Annotated in this window: 22 protein-coding genes; 5 read left to right on the forward strand and 17 right to left on the reverse strand. The window is 60.4% G+C overall.

Features of this window, described 5'->3' with window-relative positions; all coding sequences use genetic code 11:
• Window positions 1–25: 25 nt before the first annotated feature.
• The 8 genes from AC07S6_RS02170 to AC07S6_RS02205 all read right to left on the reverse strand — a co-directional run bounded on the left by AC07S6_RS02170 (window position 26) and on the right by AC07S6_RS02205 (window position 6487).
• A complete protein-coding gene (locus AC07S6_RS02170) occupies window positions 26–280 on the reverse strand; it encodes a YkgJ family cysteine cluster protein (protein WP_495111580.1) in 255 nt (84 codons plus the stop codon).
• Between the two features lie 162 nt (window positions 281–442).
• On the reverse strand, window positions 443–934 hold the full coding sequence (locus AC07S6_RS02175) for a hypothetical protein (RefSeq protein WP_034126752.1): 492 nt from the start codon (window positions 932–934) through the stop codon (window positions 443–445).
• 93 nt (window positions 935–1027) lie between these two features.
• Entirely contained in the window at window positions 1028–2467 is a 1440-nt protein-coding gene (locus tag AC07S6_RS02180) for an aminotransferase-like domain-containing protein (protein WP_003193472.1), read from the reverse strand.
• A gap of 269 nt (window positions 2468–2736) precedes the next feature.
• Window positions 2737–3549, reverse strand: coding sequence for an OmpA family protein (locus AC07S6_RS02185; protein ID WP_034126751.1), 813 nt, complete (start codon window positions 3547–3549; stop codon window positions 2737–2739).
• On the reverse strand, window positions 3546–3908 hold the full coding sequence (locus AC07S6_RS02190) for a DUF4398 domain-containing protein (protein ID WP_003193475.1): 363 nt from the start codon (window positions 3906–3908) through the stop codon (window positions 3546–3548). Before AC07S6_RS02190 ends, AC07S6_RS02185 begins: the two co-directional genes overlap by 4 nt.
• A 9-nt stretch (window positions 3909–3917) precedes the next feature.
• Window positions 3918–4733: a substrate-binding periplasmic protein gene (locus AC07S6_RS02195; protein ID WP_200583212.1), complete on the reverse strand. Its 816-nt coding sequence runs from the start codon at window positions 4731–4733 to the stop codon at window positions 3918–3920.
• A 72-nt stretch (window positions 4734–4805) separates the two neighbouring features.
• Window positions 4806–5735, reverse strand: a complete 930-nt coding sequence (locus AC07S6_RS02200) for an electron transfer flavoprotein subunit alpha/FixB family protein (RefSeq protein ID WP_197883265.1) — start codon at window positions 5733–5735, stop codon at window positions 4806–4808.
• Window positions 5736–5737: 2 nt separating this feature from the next.
• Window positions 5738–6487, reverse strand: a complete 750-nt coding sequence (locus AC07S6_RS02205) for an electron transfer flavoprotein subunit beta/FixA family protein (RefSeq protein ID WP_014719538.1) — start codon at window positions 6485–6487, stop codon at window positions 5738–5740.
• Window positions 6488–7003: 516 nt separating this feature from the next.
• Here AC07S6_RS02205 and AC07S6_RS02210 point away from each other — a divergent pair.
• Window positions 7004–8668: an electron transfer flavoprotein-ubiquinone oxidoreductase gene (locus tag AC07S6_RS02210; protein WP_217536557.1), complete on the forward strand. Its 1665-nt coding sequence runs from the start codon at window positions 7004–7006 to the stop codon at window positions 8666–8668.
• 168 nt (window positions 8669–8836) lie between these two features.
• On the opposite strand, the gene AC07S6_RS02215 is transcribed toward AC07S6_RS02210, so the two are convergent.
• Window positions 8837–9730 carry an AraC family transcriptional regulator gene (locus AC07S6_RS02215; protein WP_034126748.1) on the reverse strand — a complete coding sequence of 298 codons (894 nt, stop codon included), beginning with the start codon at window positions 9728–9730 and terminating at the stop codon, window positions 8837–8839.
• 180 nt (window positions 9731–9910) lie between these two features.
• Between AC07S6_RS02215 and AC07S6_RS02220 the strand changes: the two genes are divergently transcribed.
• Window positions 9911–10963, forward strand: a complete 1053-nt coding sequence (locus AC07S6_RS02220) for an NAD(P)-dependent alcohol dehydrogenase (RefSeq protein ID WP_054897943.1) — start codon at window positions 9911–9913, stop codon at window positions 10961–10963.
• On the opposite strand, the gene AC07S6_RS02225 is transcribed toward AC07S6_RS02220, so the two are convergent.
• The 6 genes from AC07S6_RS02225 to AC07S6_RS02250 all read right to left on the reverse strand — a co-directional run bounded on the left by AC07S6_RS02225 (window position 10964) and on the right by AC07S6_RS02250 (window position 17053).
• The gene (locus AC07S6_RS02225) at window positions 10964–11767 is read right to left on the reverse strand and encodes an IclR family transcriptional regulator (RefSeq protein ID WP_032895696.1); all 804 of its coding nucleotides are present in this window, start codon (window positions 11765–11767) and stop codon (window positions 10964–10966) included. It abuts the gene before it with no gap.
• A 220-nt stretch (window positions 11768–11987) separates the two neighbouring features.
• Window positions 11988–12953: an L-arabinose ABC transporter permease AraH gene (gene araH, locus AC07S6_RS02230; protein ID WP_014719542.1), complete on the reverse strand. Its 966-nt coding sequence runs from the start codon at window positions 12951–12953 to the stop codon at window positions 11988–11990.
• Window positions 12954–12975: 22 nt separating this feature from the next.
• Complete coding sequence (araG, locus tag AC07S6_RS02235; RefSeq protein WP_495111581.1) at window positions 12976–14475, reverse strand: L-arabinose ABC transporter ATP-binding protein AraG; 1500 nt, start codon at window positions 14473–14475, stop codon at window positions 12976–12978.
• The gene (locus AC07S6_RS02240) at window positions 14472–15452 is read right to left on the reverse strand and encodes a substrate-binding domain-containing protein (RefSeq protein ID WP_082423423.1); all 981 of its coding nucleotides are present in this window, start codon (window positions 15450–15452) and stop codon (window positions 14472–14474) included. Before AC07S6_RS02240 ends, araG begins: the two co-directional genes overlap by 4 nt.
• A gap of 32 nt (window positions 15453–15484) precedes the next feature.
• Complete coding sequence (locus AC07S6_RS02245; RefSeq protein WP_072448768.1) at window positions 15485–16306, reverse strand: SDR family oxidoreductase; 822 nt, start codon at window positions 16304–16306, stop codon at window positions 15485–15487.
• Between the two features lie 267 nt (window positions 16307–16573).
• Window positions 16574–17053, reverse strand: coding sequence for a GNAT family N-acetyltransferase (locus AC07S6_RS02250; RefSeq protein WP_034128422.1), 480 nt, complete (start codon window positions 17051–17053; stop codon window positions 16574–16576).
• Between the two features lie 189 nt (window positions 17054–17242).
• On the opposite strand from AC07S6_RS02250, the gene AC07S6_RS02255 reads away from it, so the two are divergent.
• Genes AC07S6_RS02255 through AC07S6_RS02265 form a run of 3 tightly spaced genes read left to right on the forward strand, consistent with a single transcriptional unit; the run spans window position 17243 to window position 18328 of the window.
• The gene (locus AC07S6_RS02255) at window positions 17243–17581 is read left to right on the forward strand and encodes a hypothetical protein (RefSeq protein ID WP_197882746.1); all 339 of its coding nucleotides are present in this window, start codon (window positions 17243–17245) and stop codon (window positions 17579–17581) included.
• A 51-nt stretch (window positions 17582–17632) separates the two neighbouring features.
• Window positions 17633–17899, forward strand: a complete 267-nt coding sequence (locus AC07S6_RS02260) for a hypothetical protein (protein WP_032895690.1) — start codon at window positions 17633–17635, stop codon at window positions 17897–17899.
• 48 nt (window positions 17900–17947) lie between these two features.
• The gene (locus AC07S6_RS02265; RefSeq protein ID WP_197882744.1) at window positions 17948–18328 is read left to right on the forward strand and encodes a termination factor Rho; all 381 of its coding nucleotides are present in this window, start codon (window positions 17948–17950) and stop codon (window positions 18326–18328) included.
• A gap of 116 nt (window positions 18329–18444) precedes the next feature.
• On the opposite strand, the gene AC07S6_RS02270 is transcribed toward AC07S6_RS02265, so the two are convergent.
• Entirely contained in the window at window positions 18445–19356 is a 912-nt protein-coding gene (locus AC07S6_RS02270) for a PfkB family carbohydrate kinase (protein WP_495111582.1), read from the reverse strand.
• A complete protein-coding gene (locus AC07S6_RS02275) occupies window positions 19349–20815 on the reverse strand; it encodes a purine-cytosine permease family protein (protein ID WP_197882740.1) in 1467 nt (488 codons plus the stop codon). Before AC07S6_RS02275 ends, AC07S6_RS02270 begins: the two co-directional genes overlap by 8 nt.
• Between the last annotated feature and the right edge of the window lie 187 nt (window positions 20816–21002).

The following is a 21002-nucleotide window of genomic DNA, read 5'->3' on the forward strand; positions in this document are numbered from 1 at the left end:
GTTGAAGTTCCGATAGTAAAGCCCATCAAGCCGCCGTCATCTGCTCCCACCAGCCGATCAGCCGGATGGCATCGGCCTGGTCGTTGCCGCACACCTCAATATCGGCATGGAAATCACTGCACACGGCGGGCCGCTGCGGTTGACCGAACAACTGGCACAATTGTTCCACCGACAGGTGCACGCAACGAACGCCAGCGGGTTTGCCCTGGGGCATTCCGGGTAGTGACGAACTGATGGAGGGGGCAATGCAGCAGGCGCCACAGCCTTCACGGCATTTCATGACCAGCAGGTCCTCGACGACTCAATAGGGATGGCCGGGCTAGAGTACGCCCTTAAACAGCCGTTTTAAAATGGCCCAACAGGAGTTTTTTGCACAAAACAAAAGTGACCGACCAGTCTGCGACAGATGGTCGGCAACCTGGGTCACCTGTGCTCAGAAAGTTTATTGCTTGAATTCGAAATCCAGCGCAGCGCCTTCAACATCACGGCGCTCTTCGTTACGCAGTTGCAGCTTCATCTCATTGCTGAGCAAGCGGCCGTTGATCTGGAACGCACTGTTGTCGGTGGGCTTTTCACCAAACATCGGCGGCAACAGAGGCACGCTCTTGGGCTTAGGCATGGTGCCAATGGGTTGCAAGTGCCTGACCATGTCCGAAGGCAGGGACAGGTCCAACTGTGCCGGTGGCAGTTTGGTCTGGGCGACCTCATGGGCCGACTTGGACTTGCTCGCCACGGGTGCACGCTTTTTGGTCGAAGCGGCTTTCTTTTGCGCGGCAGGGGATTTTTTCGCAGGCGTTGGCTGCTTGGCTGAGGTCTTTTGCTCGGCACCGACAACAGGCTTGCCTTCAGCCACCGGCGCCGCAGCCAGCACGCTACCGGCATTGCACAGGCTCAGCAGACCAAGCATCAACGTAACGCGAAAAATAGAAGTCATATCGCCAACAGCATTAACGGCAGAAGGCCATATGCTCGCTTGTTGTGCGCGGCATGACAAGGGCACAGATCAGTCTTGTCCCCTTTGCTCGCCTCAAAAACCCGCTGCGGCCTCTTGGCACAGCTGGCTGGCAAGCATTCCCAGGGTCATCAACGCCCTCTCCGCCTCGCGATTCCACGGCGTGCCGCAATTGAGGCGAATACAGTGGTTGAACTGTTCGGTATTACTGAAAATCAGCCCTGGCGCAATACTGATGCCTTGTTGCAGGGCACGCACATGCAGTTCCTGAGTATTGACCCGCCCCGGCAAACTGACCCACAAGATAAAGCCGCCGGTCGGGCGGGTCATCTGGGTGCCTTCGGGGAAATACTGCTGCACCGCCAATTGGAAGGCACTGAGGTTCTTGCGGTATTCCTGACGGATGTAGCGCAAATGACGGTCGTAGCCACCGTTTTCCAGATAGGCCGCGACGCCCATCTGGGTGACGCTGCATGCCGAGTGCGTGCTGAACATCTGCAGGCGCTGGATTTCCTGCTGGTATTTGCCGGCAATCATCCAGCCAATGCGCACGCCTGGGGACAAGGTCTTGGAAAAGCTTGAGCAATAGATCACCCGGTCGAGGCGGTCGTAGGCCTTGAGGGCTTTGGTGCGGCCGAGTTCGAACATCAACTCGCCGTAAATATCATCTTCGACAATCTGGATATCGAAGTCCGACGCCAGGCGCAGCAACTGTTTCTGCCGCTCCTCTGGCATGGTGCCGCCCAGCGGGTTACTCAAGCGCGTGGTCAGCACCAGCGCCTTGATCGACCATTGGTTGGCGGCCAGTTGCAGGGCTTCCAGGCTCATGCCCGTGGCAGGGTCACTGGGGATCTCGATCACCTTGAGGCCCAGCAGATCAGCCAATTGCAGCAAGCCGTAATAGGTCGGCGACTCAGCCGCGATCAGGTCGCCAGGGCGCGTCAGCACGCGCAGTGACATTTGCAAGGCATCGACACAGCCGTGGGTGATCACCACTTCGGAAGGGTCCACTACCACCCCGGCATCGCGCATGCGGATCGCCACCTGGCGCCGCAGGGGTTCAAAGCCAGGGCTGAACATGTAGCTGAAGGCTCGTGGGCTCTGGAAACGCGTGACCTTGGCCAATTGCTGATGCAATGCCCGCACCGGCAGGTAGTCGACACTCGGCACCGCCGCGCCCAAGGGAAACACCCCTTCACGGCGCGACTCGACCAGCACCTGCTGGATGATACTGCTACGGGTGACCAACCCTGGGCGCTCGACCCGTGCGATATCAGGCGTAGGCGCCGTGAGTGCTGGCGTCTGGTGCACGTAGTAGCCCGACTGCGGCCGCGCCCGAATCAGCCCCTGGTCTTCCAGGTTGGCGTAGGCCTGCAGCACCGTGGCATGGCTCACATTGAGCTGGGAACTCATCTTGCGTACAGACGGCACGCGCTCCCCCGGTTGGTAGACACCGCGGCGGATGTCCTCAGCCAGTTGCTGGGCAATACGTTGGTAAAGCAACAGATTGGTCATGACGCAGCACTCGATTTCACGGGCATTTTATTTTTGTGTGAAACATACATACCGGCACAGTTTAGAAGTGTACGGGGACAGTTGCCACAATAGTCGAGCGTGGGCGGGAGTGACAGTAAAAACTGCCGGGGGAGCTGGGGTGGGCATCGCCGAAACGAAATGTGGGAGCGGGCTTGCTCGCGAAGGCGGTGTGTCAGTCAGCACATCCAGTACTGAGCCACCGCATTCGCGAGCAAGCCCGCTCCCACAATTTGGATCTGCGTCAGCTATTAGCGCGCTGCGCCCAATTGGCCCTTCTCGTCAGAGAACACAATTTCCACCCGACGATTCTGTGCACGACCACGCTCGGAGGCATTGGCTTCCACCGGGTATTGGTCGCCATACCCCTCGACCTCAATGCGTTTGTCATCGATACCCAGGTCCATCAACAGGTCGGCCACCGATTGAGCCCGGTCGCGGGACAGTTTCAGGTTTTCCTGCTCGCCACCGGTGTTGTCGGTGTAGCCCTCGATGCGCACCCGACGCTTGGGGTTCAATTGCAGGAATTGCACGATCTTGAGCACCGTGCGGTTGGCCGAGTTCTGCAGCTCCGCTTCGCCGGTGTCAAACAGTACGTCGCCCAGGGTCATCACCAGGCCACGGTCGGTCTGGGTGGTGAGGCTGGCGATTTGCGCTTCAACCCACTTGCCCTGCTGTTGCACGCTGGCCAGCTTGTTTTCGCGCAAGGCCAGTTGCAGGCGCTGACGTTCCAACTCCAGTTGGGTGCCGCGCTCGGCATTCAGGCCCTGCTGGGTGTGCTCTCGGGCGATGGCGCTGTAGCGCTGGCTCAGGTAGGCGTAATGCACCACATCGGAGCCGCTGCCCCAGTAGCTGGACAGGCGATCGGCGCGGGCCAAGGACTCTCCGGCGCGGATCACGTCCTTGGGCGCGAAGCGCAGCACGTTGGCGTCTTCCTTGACCTTTTGAAAGTCATCGCCGGCCTGCTGCAACGCCTGCTCACTCGTGGGTTGGCTCGCACAGCCGCCCAAGGCCACGCTGCCCAGCAGCAGTACACAGCTCAGGCCACGGATCATCGGGCTCATTGTGCTTCTCCCAACTGCAGCTGCTTACGCAGGCGAGTGATACGGGTATTGAGCACGTTCAATTGTTCCTGGCTCTTGCCGGTCAGCACTTTGGCTTCGGCCAGGCGTGCGTCCAGCTCAGCCTGCTCGGCGCGCATCCGCGCTCGCTTGTAGGATTGGTCGGCCATGTTGCCCTTGGCACGGGCGAATTTTTCTTCGGCCAGCTTCAGTTCGGGGGATTCATCGGTGTTGGCCCCGACCGCGGTGGCTTGTTCCAAGGCTTGCTGGGTCAGGCGCATTTGTTCGATCGGCGCAGGATCGGTTGCGCATCCCGCCAGCGCGACAACGGCAAGGGCCGCGAAAAGAGCTCGAAAAATCACTGTAAATCCCTACTTTGTTGGGGTGCCGACAGGTTGTTGCAGTTGCGCTTTCCAACGCTCCAGATTGCGCTGCAGCGCGGCTTGAGCGGCACCGGAGGCGGGCAATTCTGTCATCTTTTTCGTCAGCTGTCCGCGAAGCCAAGGATCATTGCAGGCCGAGTTGTGGGAAATCGCCAGGTACAGGCCAGGCTGGTCGACAGGCACCTCATGGGCCACCAGGTCATTACTCATGCCCAGGGTCTGGGCCATGGCCATGCCGGAATAGCGCCCAGCCAGCACGTAGTCCACCTCACCGAGCAACAGTTTCTGGAAAGCCGGCGTCAAATTGGGCAGGCGTTGCAGGTTGAGTTGCTGGCTGGCGAAGGTTTCGAACTCCGCGCTCAAGCGCGCACGCTCCGAGACTGCACCTTTGTGGCCGTGCAAATCGGCGGCGGTGGAATAGACCACGGCCGAATCCTTGCGCGTCCATACCAGGTAGTCGGTCTGCATCAGCGCCGGATGGATGTAGTCGAAGTGGTCCAGTTCACCCAGGTTCAGCGGTGCGTCGGCGAGAATGTCCATGCGCCCGCTGCGTGCTTCATCAAGGGCCAGGGAGCGTTTGCCGCCGTAGAGCAGGTCGATTTTCAGCCCGAGCTCCTTGCCCACTTGTTGCAGCACGTCAGCGGTCGCGCCGATCAGGTGCGTAGGGTCCTGAGGGTCGCGCCAGAGTAAAGGCGGTGCGTCCGGGCTGCCGGTGATCACCAGGCGCTCGCACTTGCCGGCGGCGAGCGTCAGGCTCGGCAGCAGCGTAAGGCCCAACAGTAAGGCCCAGGGGCGCAGTTCCATGGCAAGACTCTCCCGATCAGTAAAAAAAAACCCGGTCATAAGACCGGGCTCTTTATAAGTGAAGCGGCTGGATTAGACCAGCTTCTCCAATTCAGGTACGGCTTCGAACAAGTCCGCCACCAGGCCATAATCGGCAACCTGGAAGATCGGAGCTTCTTCGTCCTTGTTGATCGCAACGATCACTTTGGAGTCTTTCATACCGGCCAAGTGCTGGATCGCGCCGGAGATACCGACGGCGATGTACAGCTGTGGCGCAACGATCTTGCCGGTCTGGCCGACCTGCATGTCGTTGGGTACGAAACCTGCGTCAACGGCTGCGCGGGAAGCGCCGACCGCAGCGCCCAGCTTGTCGGCCAGGGCGTACAGGTGTTTGAAGTTGTCACCGTTCTGCATGCCACGCCCGCCCGAAACGACGATCTTGGCAGCGGTCAGTTCAGGACGGTCCGACTTGGCCAGCTCTTCGCCGACGAAGCTGGAAGTGCCAGCGTCGTGGGCAGCGGAGACAGCTTCAACGGCAGCCGAGCCACCTTCGGCGGCAACCGGGTCGAAACCGGTGGCACGCACGGTGATGACCTTGACCGAAGCATTGGACTGCACGGTGGCGATGGCGTTACCGGCGTAGATCGGGCGCTTGAAGGTATCGGCGCTTTCTACCGAGATAATCTCGGAAATCTGGTCAACGTCCAGCTGCGCGGCAACGCGTGGCAGGATGTTTTTGCCGTTGGAGGTGGCAGCAGCCAGGATGTGGCTGTAGCTCTTGCCCAACTCTGCCACCAGCGGTGCAACGTTTTCCGGCAGCTGATGCGCGTAAGCGGCATTGTCAGCGTTCAGGACTTTGCTCACGCCCGCGATTTTCGCAGCCGCTTCAGCCACGGCGCCAGCGCCCTGACCAGCAACCAGCACGTGGATGTCCCCACCGATTTTAGCGGCAGCGGCCACGGTGTTCAGGGTAGCCGGAGCCAGCACCTTGTTATCGTGTTCGGCGATTACGAGGATAGTCATGATCAGATCACCTTCGCTTCGTTTTTCAGTTTCTCAACCAGTTCAGCTACCGACTTGACCTTGATACCCGCGCTGCGTGCAGCCGGCGCTTCGACTTTGACGGTCTTGTTGGTAGAGGCGGTGGAAACGCCCAACGCGTCCGGAGTCAGCGTCTCCAGAGGCTTCTTCTTGGCTTTCATGATGTTTGGCAGGGACGCATAACGCGGCTCGTTCAAACGCAGGTCGGTGGTGACGATGGCCGGCAGTTTCAGGGAAACCGTCTGCGCGCCGCCGTCGATTTCACGGGTGACCGCAACGCTGTCGCCGCTCACTTCGACTTTCGAAGCGAAGGTGCCCTGGCCGTAACCGGTCAGTGCAGCCAACATCTGGCCAGTCTGGTTGTTGTCGCTGTCGATGGCTTGTTTGCCCAGGATCACCAGTTGTGGCTGCTCCTTGTCGACAACGGCCTTGAGCAGCTTGGCAACGGCCAGGGAGGTCAGCTCTTCAGCGGACTCCACCAGAATGGCGCGGTCGGCGCCCAGGGCCAAAGCGGTACGCAACTGCTCTTGGGCAGTGGTCGGCCCGATGGACACCACGACGATTTCCGTCGCCACGCCTTTCTCTTTCAGGCGTACGGCTTCTTCCACAGCGATTTCGCAGAAAGGGTTCATCGACATCTTGACGTTAGCAAGGTCGACGCCGGAATTGTCCGCCTTGACGCGAACTTTCACGTTGTAATCGACAACGCGTTTGACAGCTACAAGAACCTTCATGGATTCCTCGTTACTCTCCGGTGAAAAGAAAGTCGCCTAGGCGAACCTGGCGGTTGATGCTCATCGGCACACAAGGGCACCTCCAAAGACCTCGGCAGTGGCCTTGCACACGGGAAATGACGACCGTTCGTCAGTGGTGACTGAGAGGTCATTCTTTATCGTGGCGTGTAAACTGCGCTCCAACGTTTGGGTGCGCATCACCTTCATTGCCTTCGGCCTGTCTTTGGACGTGCTCTTGAAACCTGCAGTCTGCCTACGGGAAGCGCAAAACCGACCGTATCTTGACCGGAACGCCTATTCTGGTCAATACGGCAAAATGGTCAGTCATAAGCCCCGTTGCTTTGATTTATCTAGGCTGCAGGCAATTCAAACAAACGTTTGTATTGGACGCTGTCAGTGGTCTATATATAATGCGCCACCTAGAGAGACAGGTGGGTGCTGCCTTCGCGCAGAACCACACCGAACCTCCACCCATTAGAAAAAAAAGCCTGTTGAGCCTTGAGTAGGAGATAGCCTGTGGAACGCGAATACATGGAATTCGACGTGGTCATCGTCGGCGCTGGCCCGGCTGGCCTGTCTGCCGCCTGCCGACTGAAGCAGAAGGCCGCCGAAGCCGGTAAGGAAATCAGCGTCTGCGTGGTCGAGAAAGGCTCCGAAGTCGGCGCCCATATCCTCTCCGGTGCCGTGTTTGAACCACGTGCCCTGAACGAGCTGTTCCCGGACTGGAAAGCACTCGGCGCCCCGCTCAACACGCCCGTGGTGCGCGATGACATCTATGTACTGCGCAGCCCGGAAGCCTCCACCAAGGTGCCCGACTTCTTTGTGCCCAAGACCATGCACAACGAAGGCAACTACATCATTTCCCTGGGCAACCTGTGCCGCTGGCTGGCCCAGCAGGCCGAGAACCTCGGCGTGGAAATCTACCCAGGCTTCGCCGCCCAGGAAGCGCTGTTCGACGAGAACGGCGTGGTACGCGGCATCATCACCGGCGACCTCGGCGTCGACCGTGAAGGCAAGCCAAAAGAAGGCCTGTACACCCCGGGCATGGAGCTGCGTGGCAAGTACACGCTGTTCGCCGAAGGTTGCCGTGGCCACATCGGCAAGCAACTGATCCAGCGCTTCAACCTGGACAGCGACGCCGACGCCCAGCACTACGGCATTGGCCTGAAGGAAATCTGGGAAATCGACCCAGCCAAGCACCAGCCGGGCCTGGTGGTGCACACCGCCGGTTGGCCGCTGGACATCATGGGTAAAGAGAACACCGGTGGCTCGTTCCTTTATCACCTGGAAAACAATCAAGTCGTGGTCGGCCTGATCGTCGACCTGTCCTACAGCAATACCTTCCTGTCGCCGTTCGATGAATTCCAGAGACTCAAGCACCACCCGGTGCTGGCCCAGTACCTGGAAGGCGGCAAGCGGGTCAGCTACGGCGCCCGCGCGATTTGCAAAGGTGGCCTGAATTCGCTGCCGAAGATGGTCTTCAAGGGCGGCGCGCTGATCGGTTGCGATCTGGGCACCCTGAACTTCGCCAAGATCAAAGGCAGTCACACCGCGATGAAGTCCGGCATGCTCGCCGCCGACGCCGTGGCCGACCGCCTGTTTGCCGAATCCGAGGGCGGTGATGAGCTGACCACATATGTCGACAGCTTCAAAGCCAGCTGGCTGTATGAAGAACTGTTCGCCAGCCGTAATTTCGGCCCGGCCGTGCACAAGTTCGGCGCAATCATCGGCGGCGGTTTCAACTGGCTCGACCAGAACATTTTCGGCGGCAAGATCCCTTTCACCCTGCACGACACCAAGCCGGACTACGCCTGCCTGAAGCTGGCCAAAGACAGCCAGAAGATCGACTACCCCAAACCCGACGGCAAGCTAAGCTTCGACAAACTGAGCTCGGTGTTCATCTCCGGCACCAACCATGAAGAAGAGCAGCCGTGCCACTTGAAGCTCAAAGACCCAAGCATCCCGATCGGCACCAACCTGCCGCTCTACGATGAACCGGCGCAGCGCTACTGCCCGGCTGGCGTGTATGAAGTGGTGACCAAGGAAGACGGCGAGAAACGCTTCCAGATCAACGCCCAGAACTGCGTGCACTGCAAGACCTGTGACATCAAGGACCCCTCGCAGAACATCACCTGGGTGACGCCGGAAGGCGCGGGCGGGCCGACTTACCCGAATATGTAAGTCGTTCGCTTAACCAGAAAAGGCTCCCGAAATGGGAGCCTTTTTTGTGGGCGACATCGATCAATATGTGGGAGCTGGCTTGCCTGCGATGGCGGTCTTCAGGTGCCAAATGTATAGCTGACCCACCGTTATCGCAGGCAAGCCAGCTCCCACAATAACCTCGTAGTGTCAGGCGGCCCGCTCTTCCCCCGGGTTGCGCAGGAAATAGCGCTTGTACTCCCGACTGAACTGCGACGTGCTCTGGTACCCCACCTTGTGCGCCGCCTGCGCCACGCTCATGCCTTCCACCAGCAGCAACTGCTGGGCCTTCAATAGCCGCAGGCGCTTGAGGTACTGCACCGGCGATAACAAGGTGCAGCGTTTGAAATGCTCATGAAAGGTCGACGCACTCATGTGCGCATACCCGGCCAACGTCTCGATATTCAGCGGCTCGGCGTAATGGGCATGCAGGTGATTCAATGAGGTGGCGATGCGCGAAAACTGCCCCTGTTGTTCCACCAGCGCACGCAGCACATCGGCCTGAGGCCCACGCAAGGCGGTGAACAACAATTCGCGCACCCGCGCCGGGCCCATGATCCGGCTTTCCAGCGGATCGTGCAGGCACTGCAAAAGCCGCTCGACGCAGCCGCGCATCGTATCGTCCAGCACCACCGAACTCATCGACTCCAAGGTCTGCGCGGTCGGCGGCGGCCCGGCTTGCATGCCCATGGCAATCACCAACTCGCCCAACACCACGCGGTCGATGCCTACCGTCACGCCATACAACGGCGCCTCGGGGGCCATGGCAAAGGTCTCGCATTCGAACGGCACCGGCATCGCCTGGATCAGGTAATGCCCGGCGCCATACTCCAACGTGCGCGGGCCGAGGTAGGCGACCTTGCTGCCCTGGGCCACGAACATCAGGCTTGGCTCATAGATCTGCGGCCCACGCGCCACATCGCAACTGGCGCGCAGCACCTGCACGCCCGGCAGGTGAGTCGGGGAAAAACCATCGCGGGGCGTGAGCCCTTCGATCAAGGAAACCAGCGTGGCATTGGCGTCCAAATGGCGGGTCAACAGCATGGCAAAAAACTTCGCGGATGAGGGATGACACCATCATCGCAGGTCTGGCGGCCAATATATCCAAAGCTCTGGCACTGCCGGACGAATAGGCATGAGACTCGGAGCATTTGCCATGTTCGCGCCAAAGGCCTGCGCGCAGAATTCGCCGCCTCTGCAGTCCAAGCTTTTGTGAGGTTTACTATGTACACCGCCATCGGTTACGCCGCCCAGTCGGCCACCACGCCCCTCGCCCCGATGTCATTTGAACGCCGCAGCCCGCGCGTCGATGACGTGGCCATCGAGATCCTTTACTGCGGCGTGTGCCACTCCGATATCCACCAGGCTCGCAACGAATGGGGCATCGCCGTGTACCCGCTGATGCCGGGCCACGAAATTGTCGGCAAAGTCACCGCAGTCGGCGCCAACGTCACTGCGCATAAAGTCGGTGACCTGGTGGGCGTAGGCTGCATGGTCGACTCGTGCCGCCACTGCGAAGCCTGCCAATCGGACCTTGAGCAATACTGCCTCGAAGGCCCGACCATGACCTATGCCACGCCGGACCGCGTGGACGGCAGCAACACCATGGGTGGCTACTCCGACAGCATCGTGGTCAGTGAACACTTTGTGGTGAAGATCCCGGCCAAACTCGACCTGGCCAGCGCTGCGCCGATCCTGTGCGCAGGCATTACCACCTACTCGCCCCTCAAGCACTACGGCGTGAAAGCCGGCGATAAAGTCGGGATCCTCGGCATGGGTGGCCTGGGCCACATGGGCATCAAGTTCGCCAAAGCCATGGGCGCCGAAGTGACGCTGTTCACGCGTTCGGCGAGCAAGGCCGAGGAAGGCCGTCGCCAGGGCGCCGACCATGTGATCGTGTCCACTGATGCCGAGCAAATGAAAGCTGCTGCCGGGCACTTCGATTTCCTGCTGGACACCATCCCGGTGCAGCACGACCTGAACCCCTACCTCGATGTGCTGCGCTTTGACGGCGTGCATATCCTGGTCGGCCTGATCGAGCCGGTGGACCCGCCCGTCAACGCTGCCAAGCTGGTGCTGGGTCGTAAAGTCTTGGCCGGCTCGCTGATCGGCGGCATTGCCGAAACCCAGGAAGTCCTGGATTTCTGCGCCGAGCATGGCATTACCTGCGACATCGAGATGCTCGACATCCGGCAGATCAACGAAGCTTACGCACGCATGATTGCCGGTGATGTGAAGTACCGCTTTGTCATCGACATGGCGAGCCTGAAAGCCTGATCAGGCCTTGGCGCCCAACTCCGCTGACAGCCGGGCTGCGACCTGTTTGATCACAGGAATCAGCTCGGCCATTTTCTCCAGCGGCATGTAGGGCACCGTACTGGCGATGCTGATGCCGGCGACGATGCGCCCGCTGGCATCGCGCACCGGTGCGGCCACGCAGCGGATCGAAGGCTCGTTGTCTTCGAGATCAAACGCGTAGCCACCCTCTACATACTCATGCATGCGCTGTTCGAACTGCGCCCAGGATTGCTCCGGGTGCTGCGGCCATTGCAGGCTCTTGCCCGCCGCCGGCAAGCTCGCCTCGTACAAGCGCTGCCACTCCTGTGGCGAGTCATCCAGCATCAACGCCTTGCCGATACCGGTGCGCGCCAGCGGCATGCGATGGCCGACCCGCGAGCGCATTTCCGGCCCATTGCGGCCGGGGTTCTTGTGCAGGTAAAGCACCTCGTCGTACTCACGAATCGCCAGGTGAATGGTATCGCCGGTCAGCGCCGACAACTCATCCAGGTAGGGCACCGCCAGGTTCACCAAGGGCAACTCTTCACGGGCCTGGAACCCCAACTCGATCAGCTTGGGCCCCAGCAGATAACCGACCTGGGGCACCACACGCAGGTAACGCTCGTCCACCAGGCAACTGGCCAGGCGGTGCGTCGTGCTGCGCGTGGTGCCGATGCGCCGGGCGATCTCCTTGAGATCCCGCGCACCAGCCGCCACCGCTTGCACCACGCCCAGGCCGCGCAACAGGGTCTGGGTGCCGGTGGGGGCGGCGTCTTTGACGGGGGTGTGGGCGTTTTCCTGCATATCGGGCCTATAAGTATGAAAGCGGGGGCATTATGGCAAATACCGCCCTCTTGAACACAGGAGATCCAAGGTGGGAGCTGGCTTGCTGTGGCGAGGGAGCTTGCTCCCGTTCGACAGCGCAGCTGGAGCCGGCTTTTGGGGGCGCTTCGCACCCCAGCGCAAGCAAGCTTGCTCGCCACAGCAAGCCAGCTCCCACAGTTTGATCTTCACAGGGCGAACATCAGCGTTGCTTCATGCGGTCGATGATGACGGCCAGCAAGAGGATCGAGCCACGAATCACATATTGATAAAAGGTATCGATGTTCTTCAGGTTCATCGCATTCTCGATGATCGCCAGAATCAACACCCCGGCAATCACATGGCGGATCATGCCGATACCGCCGCTCAACGACACCCCGCCCAGCACGCACGCCGAAATCACCGTCAGCTCGAAACCCTGGCCAATCATCGGCTGGCCCGAGGTCATGCGTGACGCGAGGATCACCCCGGCCAAGGCGCCGATCAAACCGTGCACGGCAAAGATGATGATCTTGGTGCGATCGACATTGACCCCGGCGAGCAACGCCGCTTCCTGGTTGCCGCCAATGGCCATGGTGTTGCGCCCATAGGTGGTGTAATTGAGCAGCCAGCCAAAGAACACAAAGCACAGGACGGTGATGATGATCGGCACCGGCACGCCCAGCAACTGGCCGTTGCCGAACACGAAGAACCCTTCGTTCATCACCCCCACCGCCTTGCCGTTGGAGAAGATATAGGCCAGGCCGCGCACGATCTGCATGGTCGCCAGGGTGGCAATCAACGCGTTGATGCGCAGCTTGGCAATCACAATGCCGTTGATCAGCCCTACCACCAAGCCCATGGCCAAGGCTGCCGACACGCCGAGTGCCACGCTGTCGGTGTCGCGCATCACGATGCCCGCCACCACCCCGGCGCAGGCGATCACCGAGCCTACCGACAAGTCGAAGTGCCCTGAGGCCAGGCAGAACAACATGGTGCACGCAGCAATACCGACGGTCGAAATCGCCAGGCCCAGACCGCGCATGTTCAGCGGCGAGAGGAAGTTATCGATGAACACCGCGCTGAGCACAAAAATGCCCAGTGCCGCCAGCAGCATCACCCAGTCATCGAGGAATTTGCGCTGATTGAAACCCGGCCAGAAACCCTTTGCAGTTTTTACCTCAGACATAGCCAAACCCTCTTGTTCTTATTCAAGCCCGCGACTGTGGCAGCGCCAGTTGCAGCAGGCGCGCTTCATCCGCTTGGGCGCGGGGCAACTCACCGGTCAGGGCGCCTTCACTCATCACCAGGATGCGGTCGGAGATGCCCATCACTTCCATCAGGTCACTGGACACCACGATCACCGCTATGCCGCTGGCCGCCAGGTTATGGATGATTTGGTAGATCTCCGACTTGGCGCCGATGTCGATACCCCGGGTGGGTTCGTCCAGTAGCAGGACCTTCATCGGCATCGACAACCAGCGGCCAAGGATGGCTTTCTGCTGATTACCGCCGGACAGGTACAGGATTTTCTGCGCCGCGTTCGGCGTTTTGACCCGCATCGCCTGGATCTGTCGGTCGGCGTTGCCTTTCTCCCAGCCTTCGCGCAACAGCCAGCCAAAGGTGGAATGGGCACCACGGGCGCTGATGTTGATGTTTTCAGCGACGCTGCCCAGCGGGATGATGCCCTCTTTCTTGCGATCCTCCGGACACAGCAATACCCCGGCGGCGATGGCGTCCCGGGGTGAGCGCAGTTGCAGCGCTTGCCCGCACAGTTCCAGGCTGCCGGCACTGGCGCGCTCTAACCCACTGAGCAGGCGAAACAGCTCGGTACGCCCCGCCCCCACCAGCCCGAACAGGCCCAGGATCTCGCCCTTGCGCACCTGGAAACTGATCGGCTCACGCAGACCCGGGCCGAGCAAGCCGTCCACCTTGAGCGCCACTTCGCCTTGCTCGCGCGGTCGGTAATCGTAAATATCCTGGATATCGCGACCGACCATGCAGGTCACCAGCTGATCGTGGGTCAGCGTGCTCATGTCCTCGAACGTACGCACGTAGCGACCGTCCTTGAACACCGTCACCGCATCGCAGATACGGAACACTTCTTCCATACGATGCGACACGTAGAGCACCACTTTGCCCTCCTCGCGCAGGCGCGTGATGATGGCCATCAAGCGGTCGATTTCCCGCGCCGAGAGGCTACTGGTCGGCTCGTCAAAGGCGATCACATGGGCGCCACGGGACAGCGCCTTGGCGATTTCCACCAATTGGCGCTGGCCCAGGGACAGGCGCCCGAGTTTTTCGTCGGGGTCGATTTCATCGGCCAGGCCCTTGAGGCAGGCCAGGGCCTGCTTGCGTAGCAGGCCCCGGTTGACCACGCCAAAGCGCGTAGGCAAATGCCCGAGGAACAGGTTCTCGGCCACGCTCATTTCCGGCACCAGATGCAGCTCCTGGTGAATCACCGCCACTCCGCTGGCGATGCTGTCGGCGGCGCATTTGAAGGCCATGGTCTGCGCGCCGATCTGCACCGTACCGCTGGACGGAATGTAGGCGCCGCCGAGGATTTTCAGCAGGGTCGACTTGCCTGCGCCGTTCTCGCCCATCAGCGCGTGCACCGAATGCGGCCGCGCTTCAAAGCTGATCTGCGCCAGGGCTTTCACACCGGGAAATTCCTTGCCGATGCCATTGAAACGCAGGGCCGCGCCGCTCATTTCCACAGGCCGATCTTGGTCAGTTCTTCCTGGAAATTGGCGCGGGTGATCAAGGTCACTTCGTCCATAGCGGTGTATTTAGCCGGTTCCTTGCCGGTGGTGACCCATTCGTACATCGCCAGCGCGGTGTTATAGCCCTCGATATGCGGGCTGGGCAGCATGGAGCCGAAGAAACCGCTGTCGGCTTTCTTCAATTCGCCAATGGCGTCGGTGCCATTGATGCCGATGCCGATGACGTTGGCGGCCTTGAAACCGGCACTTTCGGTGGCGCGCACGCCGCCGAGCACGGTGTTGTCGTTCATGCCGCCGATGATCAGGTTCTTCGCCCCGTTCGGCAGCTTGACCAAGGCCGAGTTGGTGGCGTCCATGCTGCCGGGGACGTCGAGGGTTTTCAGCGCAGCGGTGAGGATGTGGTCCTTGGGAATACCGGCCTCCTCGAGGGATTTGATCGAGCCGTCTGTGCGTTTCTTACCGGTGTCGAGTTCGTTGAAGGTATTGATCACCGCATAGGTATCCTTCCAGTCCCAACCGCGTTTTTTCGCTTCGGCGGCCATGGCGGCGCCCTGCTTCTGGCCCACTTCAAACGCGGCCATGCCCAGGTACGGCACGTCTTCCATGAAGTTGCCCTTGGCATCGACAAAGCGGTCATCCACGGCCATCACTTTCAAACCGTTGACCTTGGCCTTGGCAACGATGGCCGGGCCCAGGGACACGTCCGGCGGGCAGATCACAAAACCCTTGGCGCCATTCGCGGCCAGGCTGTCGATGGCCGACAAGGTTTTTTCGCCATCGGGCACGGCGATCTTGATCACGGTGAAACCATGCTCCTTGCCAGCTTTTTCCGCGAATGCCCACTCCGTTTGAAACCAGGGTTCCTCGGCCTGCTTGACCAGGAAACCGATCTTCACTTCTTCAGCCGATACCCAGCCGCAGAACGCCATTGCCAGTGCCACGGCACCGAGTGTTTGCTTGAACATGGACCACCTCCTTCTTGTTATTGGAAAACGCTTTAGTCGTGGTACATCACAGACCGCCCGCCATCGATCATCAGGCAAGTGGCGTTGATAAAGGGCGCCTCGTCGGTCGCCAGGAACAGTGCTGTCATGGCCACTTCGATGGGCTGGCCAATGCGTTTGGGCGGGTGCAGGTCGAACGCACGCTGGCGTTCGGCGTGGGGGTCTGGGAAACCGTTCCAGTAATCGACGTTGAGCTGGGTTTCGATATAGCCGGGGGCGATGGCATTCACGCGGATGCCCTTGGGCGCGTACTCGATGCCCAGGGCCCGGGTAAGGCCGAGCAGGCCGTGCTTGGCCACAGGGTAAGGAAAGCAACCGGGAATGATGTGGCTGGAATGGGTGGACGCGATATTGATGATGTTGCCGATACCTTGCTCGATCATGTGCGGCAACACCGAACGGCAGCCGTACCAGGCGCCGTCGAGGTCGATGGCGAAACAGCGGCGCCAGTCCTCTTCGCTCATCTCCAGTGGGTCACGGAACACGTTGACCCCGGCACAGTTGACCAGCACATCCACGCGGCCAAAGCGCTCGATGGCCAGGTTGACCAGTGCCTGCCATTGATCCTTGGAAGTAATATCAACCGGTTGGGCGTAAACCTGCGCACCGTGTTCGCGCCAATGAGCGGCGATTTTCTCGACTTTGTCACCCTGGATATCGGCAATGATCAACCGCGCCTGCTGGGCCTGGAAACAGGCAACGATGGCTTCGCCAATGCCTTGGGCGGCGCCGGTGACGATCACCACCTTGTTCTTCAGCCGCTCGCCGTAAGTCGGCTCGGGCACGGCGGGTAGGGACAACGGTTGCGCCTGCATCGCTTCACCTTTTTATTTTTTGTAGTGAGTGCTGATGCTGGCGACTATAAACCCATCGCCTGAAATATCTCAATATATAAATTAAGATCCCATATATTGAGAAAAATAAAAAATGTTCGAGCGGGTTAGCTGTGGCGAGGGAGCTTGCTCCCGCTGTCTGCGCAGCAGACTCCCGCTTTTGGGGGGCGCTTCGCACCCCAGCGCAAGCAAGCTTGCTCGCCACAGGAAAGCTCACATTCTGGTTTTAGTGTTTACATAAACGAGGCTTCAGCCTTGGGCGAAGTCGCGCAGGGCATCGCCTTCCATGCGATAACGCACCCATTCTTCCTGAGGCTGGGCGCCTATGGATTTGTAGAAGGCAATCGCTGGCTCGTTCCAGTCCAGCACGCTCCATTCAAAGCGCCCGCAACCGTTGTCACAGGCGATCTTGGCCAAGTGGCGCAGCAACTTCTTGCCGGCCCCGCCGCCGCGTTGTTCCGGGTTGATGTACAGATCTTCCAGGTACAGGCAGTTACTGCCCAGCCACGTCGAGTAACTGAAAAAGAACACCGCAAAGCCAATCGGCAAGCCGTCGCGCAAGCAGATCAGGCCATGGGCCGTCGCGCCTTCGCTGAACAGGCTGCGTTCGATATCCACCACGCTGGCGATCACTTCATGCCGGGCTTTCTCGTACTCGGCAAGTTCAGTGATAAAGGTCAGGATCTGCGCAGCATCGCTGGGCACGGCGGGGCGAATCTCGATGGTCATGGGCGAGCCTTGGGCAAATTCAAAGGCCACATACTAAGACGGTTTGATGGCCGTTTGCAGTGCAATTGCCCTTACCGACACACAAAATCTTACAGGTACGGCAGTACCGTTCGTCGCCATCCCGGCACGATCGTCAAATGCGGGCAGACCAATACAGGGTAAGGACATTAATCATATGGAGACACCCTGATGAAAAATTCCAAATTTGCTGCCCTCGCCCTCACCGGCCTGTTGTCTGCCACGTCCTTGAGCGCCTTCGCGGCTAGCTCGACCACTGGCCCCACCGATCCAACGCCGGACGCCACTACCGAATCGCAAAAATCCATGGGCACCGGCATGGACACCAACGGTGGCGCGATCATCGACAACAGCGCTGACCCGCGCACCAAAGGCAACGACACCCAGCGCCAGGCACCGGCGGCCGTGGGCAACGGCAAGATGGGCCCTGGCACGAGCAACAATGAGCCGAAGATCAACAAGGGCGACGACTCGAACATTCCCGGCGCGCAGAAACAACCAGCACCTTGATGCACCCTTGGTACGACCAACGCCCGACCATTTCCCAGTGAAGAGGTACGCATGAACGTCGATAGAAACCTTGAAAAAGAAGTCCTCACCCGCCTGCTGCACGCCCATCCCCAAGGCTTGGGCAAGGAGGTGCTGGACAATTACCGCGGTGAAAAAGAGGTCGCCAGTGTCTTGGCGTTCCTGCAGGACCGCGGGCTGATCAAGGATGGGCATGTGACCACCGACGACGCCGGCGAATACGCGTTGAACCTGCCGATCAAGCTCACCGCTTCTGGTGTGGATGAGGCGCGCAAGCTCGACGCTCAAAGTACTCAGTAATCCATTTCTGGCCTGGCCCCGCGACTGGGGCCAGAGGGAGTTTTAGCGATGCCTCGTGGAAGCAAAGCCAAATACACCGACGAACAGAAACGCAAGGCCGCTCATATCGAAGACAGTTACGAGCATAAGGGGTTGCCCAAGGACGAAGCCGAAGCCCGTGCCTGGGCGACGGTGAACAAACAGTCCGGCGGCGGTGAAAAAGCCGGCGGATCAGGCCGACGCAAGGCGCCAGCCAAGAAGGCTCAGGACAGGCAGGAATCGGCCAAGCGTGGCGCTGCCAGCCGTGAGGGGCACCCGCGCAGCAGCCGTGCTTCGCTGGGTACGCAGACCAAGGAAAGTTTGATGAAAGAGGCGCGGGCCAAGGATATTCCTGGGCGCTCAACCATGCGCAAAGATGAGTTGATTCAAGCGCTGAAAAAAGCAGGTTAGACGCAGAACCCATTGTGGGAGCGGGCTTGCTCGCGAATGCGGTGTGTCAGCCAGCACATGCTTTAACTGATACACCTCCTTCGCGAGCAAGCCCGCTCCCCCAGGGTTGTGCGTATTTATTCAGCCAGCAATGCGTCGACTTCGGTGACGCCAGGTGAAGTGGCCGGCCCCCAACGCGTCACCGCCAACGCCGCCGCTGCGTTCGCTCGACGCGCCGCCTCAACGGGTTTCAAGCCCTGCGCCAACCCGGCAATAAATACCCCTGCATGCGCATCCCCCGCACCATTGCTGTCTACCGCCTGCACCTTGAAGCCAGGTACATGCTCAGTCTCTGCCCCACGCCCTACCCAGCAACCATTTGGTCCATCACGCACAACCAGCAGTGCCTGCAAGTGCTGATTCAGCATGGGCAGCGCCTGACTCATATCCGCCGCCCCGGTAAACGCGAGGGCTTCAGGGCCATTGCTGGTCCAGATGTCGATACGCGGCAACAAGGCACGCATCAACGCCGAGTCCGGCGCCTTGACCAGCGGGCCTGGGTCGAATACCACCACGATCTCTCGCGGCAGCGCCAGCAGCCAGTCAAGCAACGGCTGCGCCTTACCTTCAAGCAGCAAGCTGTAGCCACTGACGTACACGTAATCATCGATACGCGGGACGATCTGAGCCAAGTCGTCGACGCGGAGCTCTCCCTCGGCGCCGATATAGGAGATGAAGGTGCGTTCGGTGCTCGCTTCAGTCAGCGACACGCACAACCCGGTATCTTTGCCAGCGCTGGCCGCCAAGGCCGTTTCAACACCTTCGGCCTGCATCGCGGCACGCGCCAGCTCGCCAAAGCGCCCATCGCCATGGCGGCCCAGATAAACCACCGGCAACCCATTGCGCCGTGCCGCAGCCATTACGTTGAAACCGCCACCGACCTGGAAACTGGCGGAGTTGGCCAGCACGTCACCGCCGCTTGCCGGCAGGGTGTCGAGGCCCATGACCAGGTCGACAATGACCTGGCCGGTGTGCAGCAATCTAGACATTGGCGCTCTCTGCTAAAGCCGGACGACGGTCAGAGGCCCCGCCCAAGACTGCATATATTCCGCCAGCCACCACGAAGGTCACGATCCAGCCCAGCCCGTTATGGCCGAGCCAGGAGTCGGACAGCGGCCCGGCAAACCAGATGTTTTCGGCGGTGGTGCCGATGGTGGTGAAGCTGAACCCCAGCACAATGGCCACGGCCCAGGCGCCAAATGCACGCCACTCCACACCACTGCGATACCAGTAGGCACTGCTGGGGCTGACGTCCAGCAGGTCGGTGGGGCTGTAGTAATGACGGTGAATCAGGTCGACCACGAAGATCCCGACCCACGCCGTGATCGGCACCGCCAGCAGCGAAATGAAGGTAATGAACGGGCCATAGAAGCTATCGGCGATCAGCATGAAATAGATGGAGCCGGCAAAAATCGCCACGATATCGACGATCACTGCATGCACGCGCTTGACCTTCAAGCCCAGGGTCAGGGTAGTGAGGCCGGCCGAGTACACCGACAGGTTGTTCGACAGCAACAGGCCGCCGAACGCGGTGATCAGGTACGGCACGGCCATCCAGGTCGGCAGCATGTCGCGGATCGCGATGATGGGGTCGGTGGCCGATGCCAGGTCATTGTTACCCACCGACAACAGGCCACCCAGGGTGATCAGTAGCACCAACGGGATACCTGCACCAAACGCGGCGGAGGCCACCAGGCGCACGGCCTTGACGCTGCGGTGCTGGTAACGCGACATGTCTGCACCGGCGTTGGCCCAGCCGATACCGGTACCGGCCGCCATGGTGCCTACGCCAATGATCATCGCGCTCAACGGCGCCGGGGTGGCGTTGAACACCGCGCTCCAGTCGATGGTGGCACACAGAAAGCCGCCCACCAGAATGTTCAGGCCACCGAATACGTAGGTGGCCCACTTCTGGATCACCAGCAACGTGGCGTGGCCCAGGCCCGATACGGCCAGGGTCAGCAGCACGAAGATGGCAATGAAGATCAGGGTGAGCAGCGGCGCGCTCTTGGCCTCCACTGCCGAGCCGAACAGGATGGAGCTCAACGACAACAACACGAAGGCTGCGGTGGTGGTGTTGACGGTTTCCCAACCCAGGCGGGACATCAGCGACACCAATGTCGGGCCGATATTGCCGCGCACGCCGAAGATGGCGCGGGACAAGGTCAGGCTGGGCGCGCGACCACGGCGACCGGCAATGGAGATAATGCCAACCACGGCAAAGGAGCCAGCGGCGCCAAGAATCGCGACGATGATCGCCTGCCAGATGGCCAAGCCACGAAACGCCACCAGCGTTGCACCAAGGGGCAAACCGAGGATGCTGATATTGGCCGCGAACCACACCCAGAACAGTTGCAGCGGATGGCCGTTGCACTCGCCTTCCGGGACCGGCTCGATGCCGCGTGTTTCCAGTTGCCCGGCGCTTTGGCCGGAAGAGGGACTGCTCATGAAAGGGTGCTCCTGGTGCCTGTATTGTTGTGGTTGTGGCAGCGAGTCGAATCTTTATCCAGTCTTCCTGACTCAACGCTTGTGAATGTGGGAGCTGGCTTGCCTGCGATTGCGGTGGGGCAACCCGCCCAGCGGCCACTGGAAAACCGCTATCGCAGGCAAGCCAGCTCCCACATCAGATTTGTGT

This window comes from Pseudomonas sp. GW821-FHT07B01, from assembly GCF_059419065.1.

Coding starts and splice junctions, on each gene's coding strand:
- AC07S6_RS02170 (WP_495111580.1), bottom strand. CDS start 280: ATGAAATGCCGTGAAGGCTGTGGCGCCTGCTGCATTGCCCCCTCCATC.
- AC07S6_RS02175 (WP_034126752.1), bottom strand. CDS start 934: ATGACTTCTATTTTTCGCGTTACGTTGATGCTTGGTCTGCTGAGCCTG.
- AC07S6_RS02180 (WP_003193472.1), bottom strand. CDS start 2,467: ATGACCAATCTGTTGCTTTACCAACGTATTGCCCAGCAACTGGCTGAG.
- AC07S6_RS02185 (WP_034126751.1), bottom strand. CDS start 3,549: ATGAGCCCGATGATCCGTGGCCTGAGCTGTGTACTGCTGCTGGGCAGC.
- AC07S6_RS02195 (WP_200583212.1), bottom strand. CDS start 4,733: ATGGAACTGCGCCCCTGGGCCTTACTGTTGGGCCTTACGCTGCTGCCG.
- AC07S6_RS02200 (WP_197883265.1), bottom strand. CDS start 5,735: ATGACTATCCTCGTAATCGCCGAACACGATAACAAGGTGCTGGCTCCG.
- AC07S6_RS02205 (WP_014719538.1), bottom strand. CDS start 6,487: ATGAAGGTTCTTGTAGCTGTCAAACGCGTTGTCGATTACAACGTGAAA.
- AC07S6_RS02215 (WP_034126748.1), bottom strand. CDS start 9,730: ATGCTGTTGACCCGCCATTTGGACGCCAATGCCACGCTGGTTTCCTTG.
- AC07S6_RS02220 (WP_054897943.1), top strand. CDS start 9,911: ATGTACACCGCCATCGGTTACGCCGCCCAGTCGGCCACCACGCCCCTC.
- AC07S6_RS02225 (WP_032895696.1), bottom strand. CDS start 11,767: ATGCAGGAAAACGCCCACACCCCCGTCAAAGACGCCGCCCCCACCGGC.
- araH (WP_014719542.1), bottom strand. CDS start 12,953: ATGTCTGAGGTAAAAACTGCAAAGGGTTTCTGGCCGGGTTTCAATCAG.
- araG (WP_495111581.1), bottom strand. CDS start 14,475: ATGAGCGGCGCGGCCCTGCGTTTCAATGGCATCGGCAAGGAATTTCCC.
- AC07S6_RS02240 (WP_082423423.1), bottom strand. CDS start 15,452: ATGTTCAAGCAAACACTCGGTGCCGTGGCACTGGCAATGGCGTTCTGC.
- AC07S6_RS02245 (WP_072448768.1), bottom strand. CDS start 16,306: ATGCAGGCGCAACCGTTGTCCCTACCCGCCGTGCCCGAGCCGACTTAC.
- AC07S6_RS02250 (WP_034128422.1), bottom strand. CDS start 17,053: ATGACCATCGAGATTCGCCCCGCCGTGCCCAGCGATGCTGCGCAGATC.
- AC07S6_RS02255 (WP_197882746.1), top strand. CDS start 17,243: ATGAAAAATTCCAAATTTGCTGCCCTCGCCCTCACCGGCCTGTTGTCT.
- AC07S6_RS02260 (WP_032895690.1), top strand. CDS start 17,633: ATGAACGTCGATAGAAACCTTGAAAAAGAAGTCCTCACCCGCCTGCTG.
- AC07S6_RS02265 (WP_197882744.1), top strand. CDS start 17,948: ATGCCTCGTGGAAGCAAAGCCAAATACACCGACGAACAGAAACGCAAG.
- AC07S6_RS02270 (WP_495111582.1), bottom strand. CDS start 19,356: ATGTCTAGATTGCTGCACACCGGCCAGGTCATTGTCGACCTGGTCATG.
- AC07S6_RS02275 (WP_197882740.1), bottom strand. CDS start 20,815: ATGAGCAGTCCCTCTTCCGGCCAAAGCGCCGGGCAACTGGAAACACGC.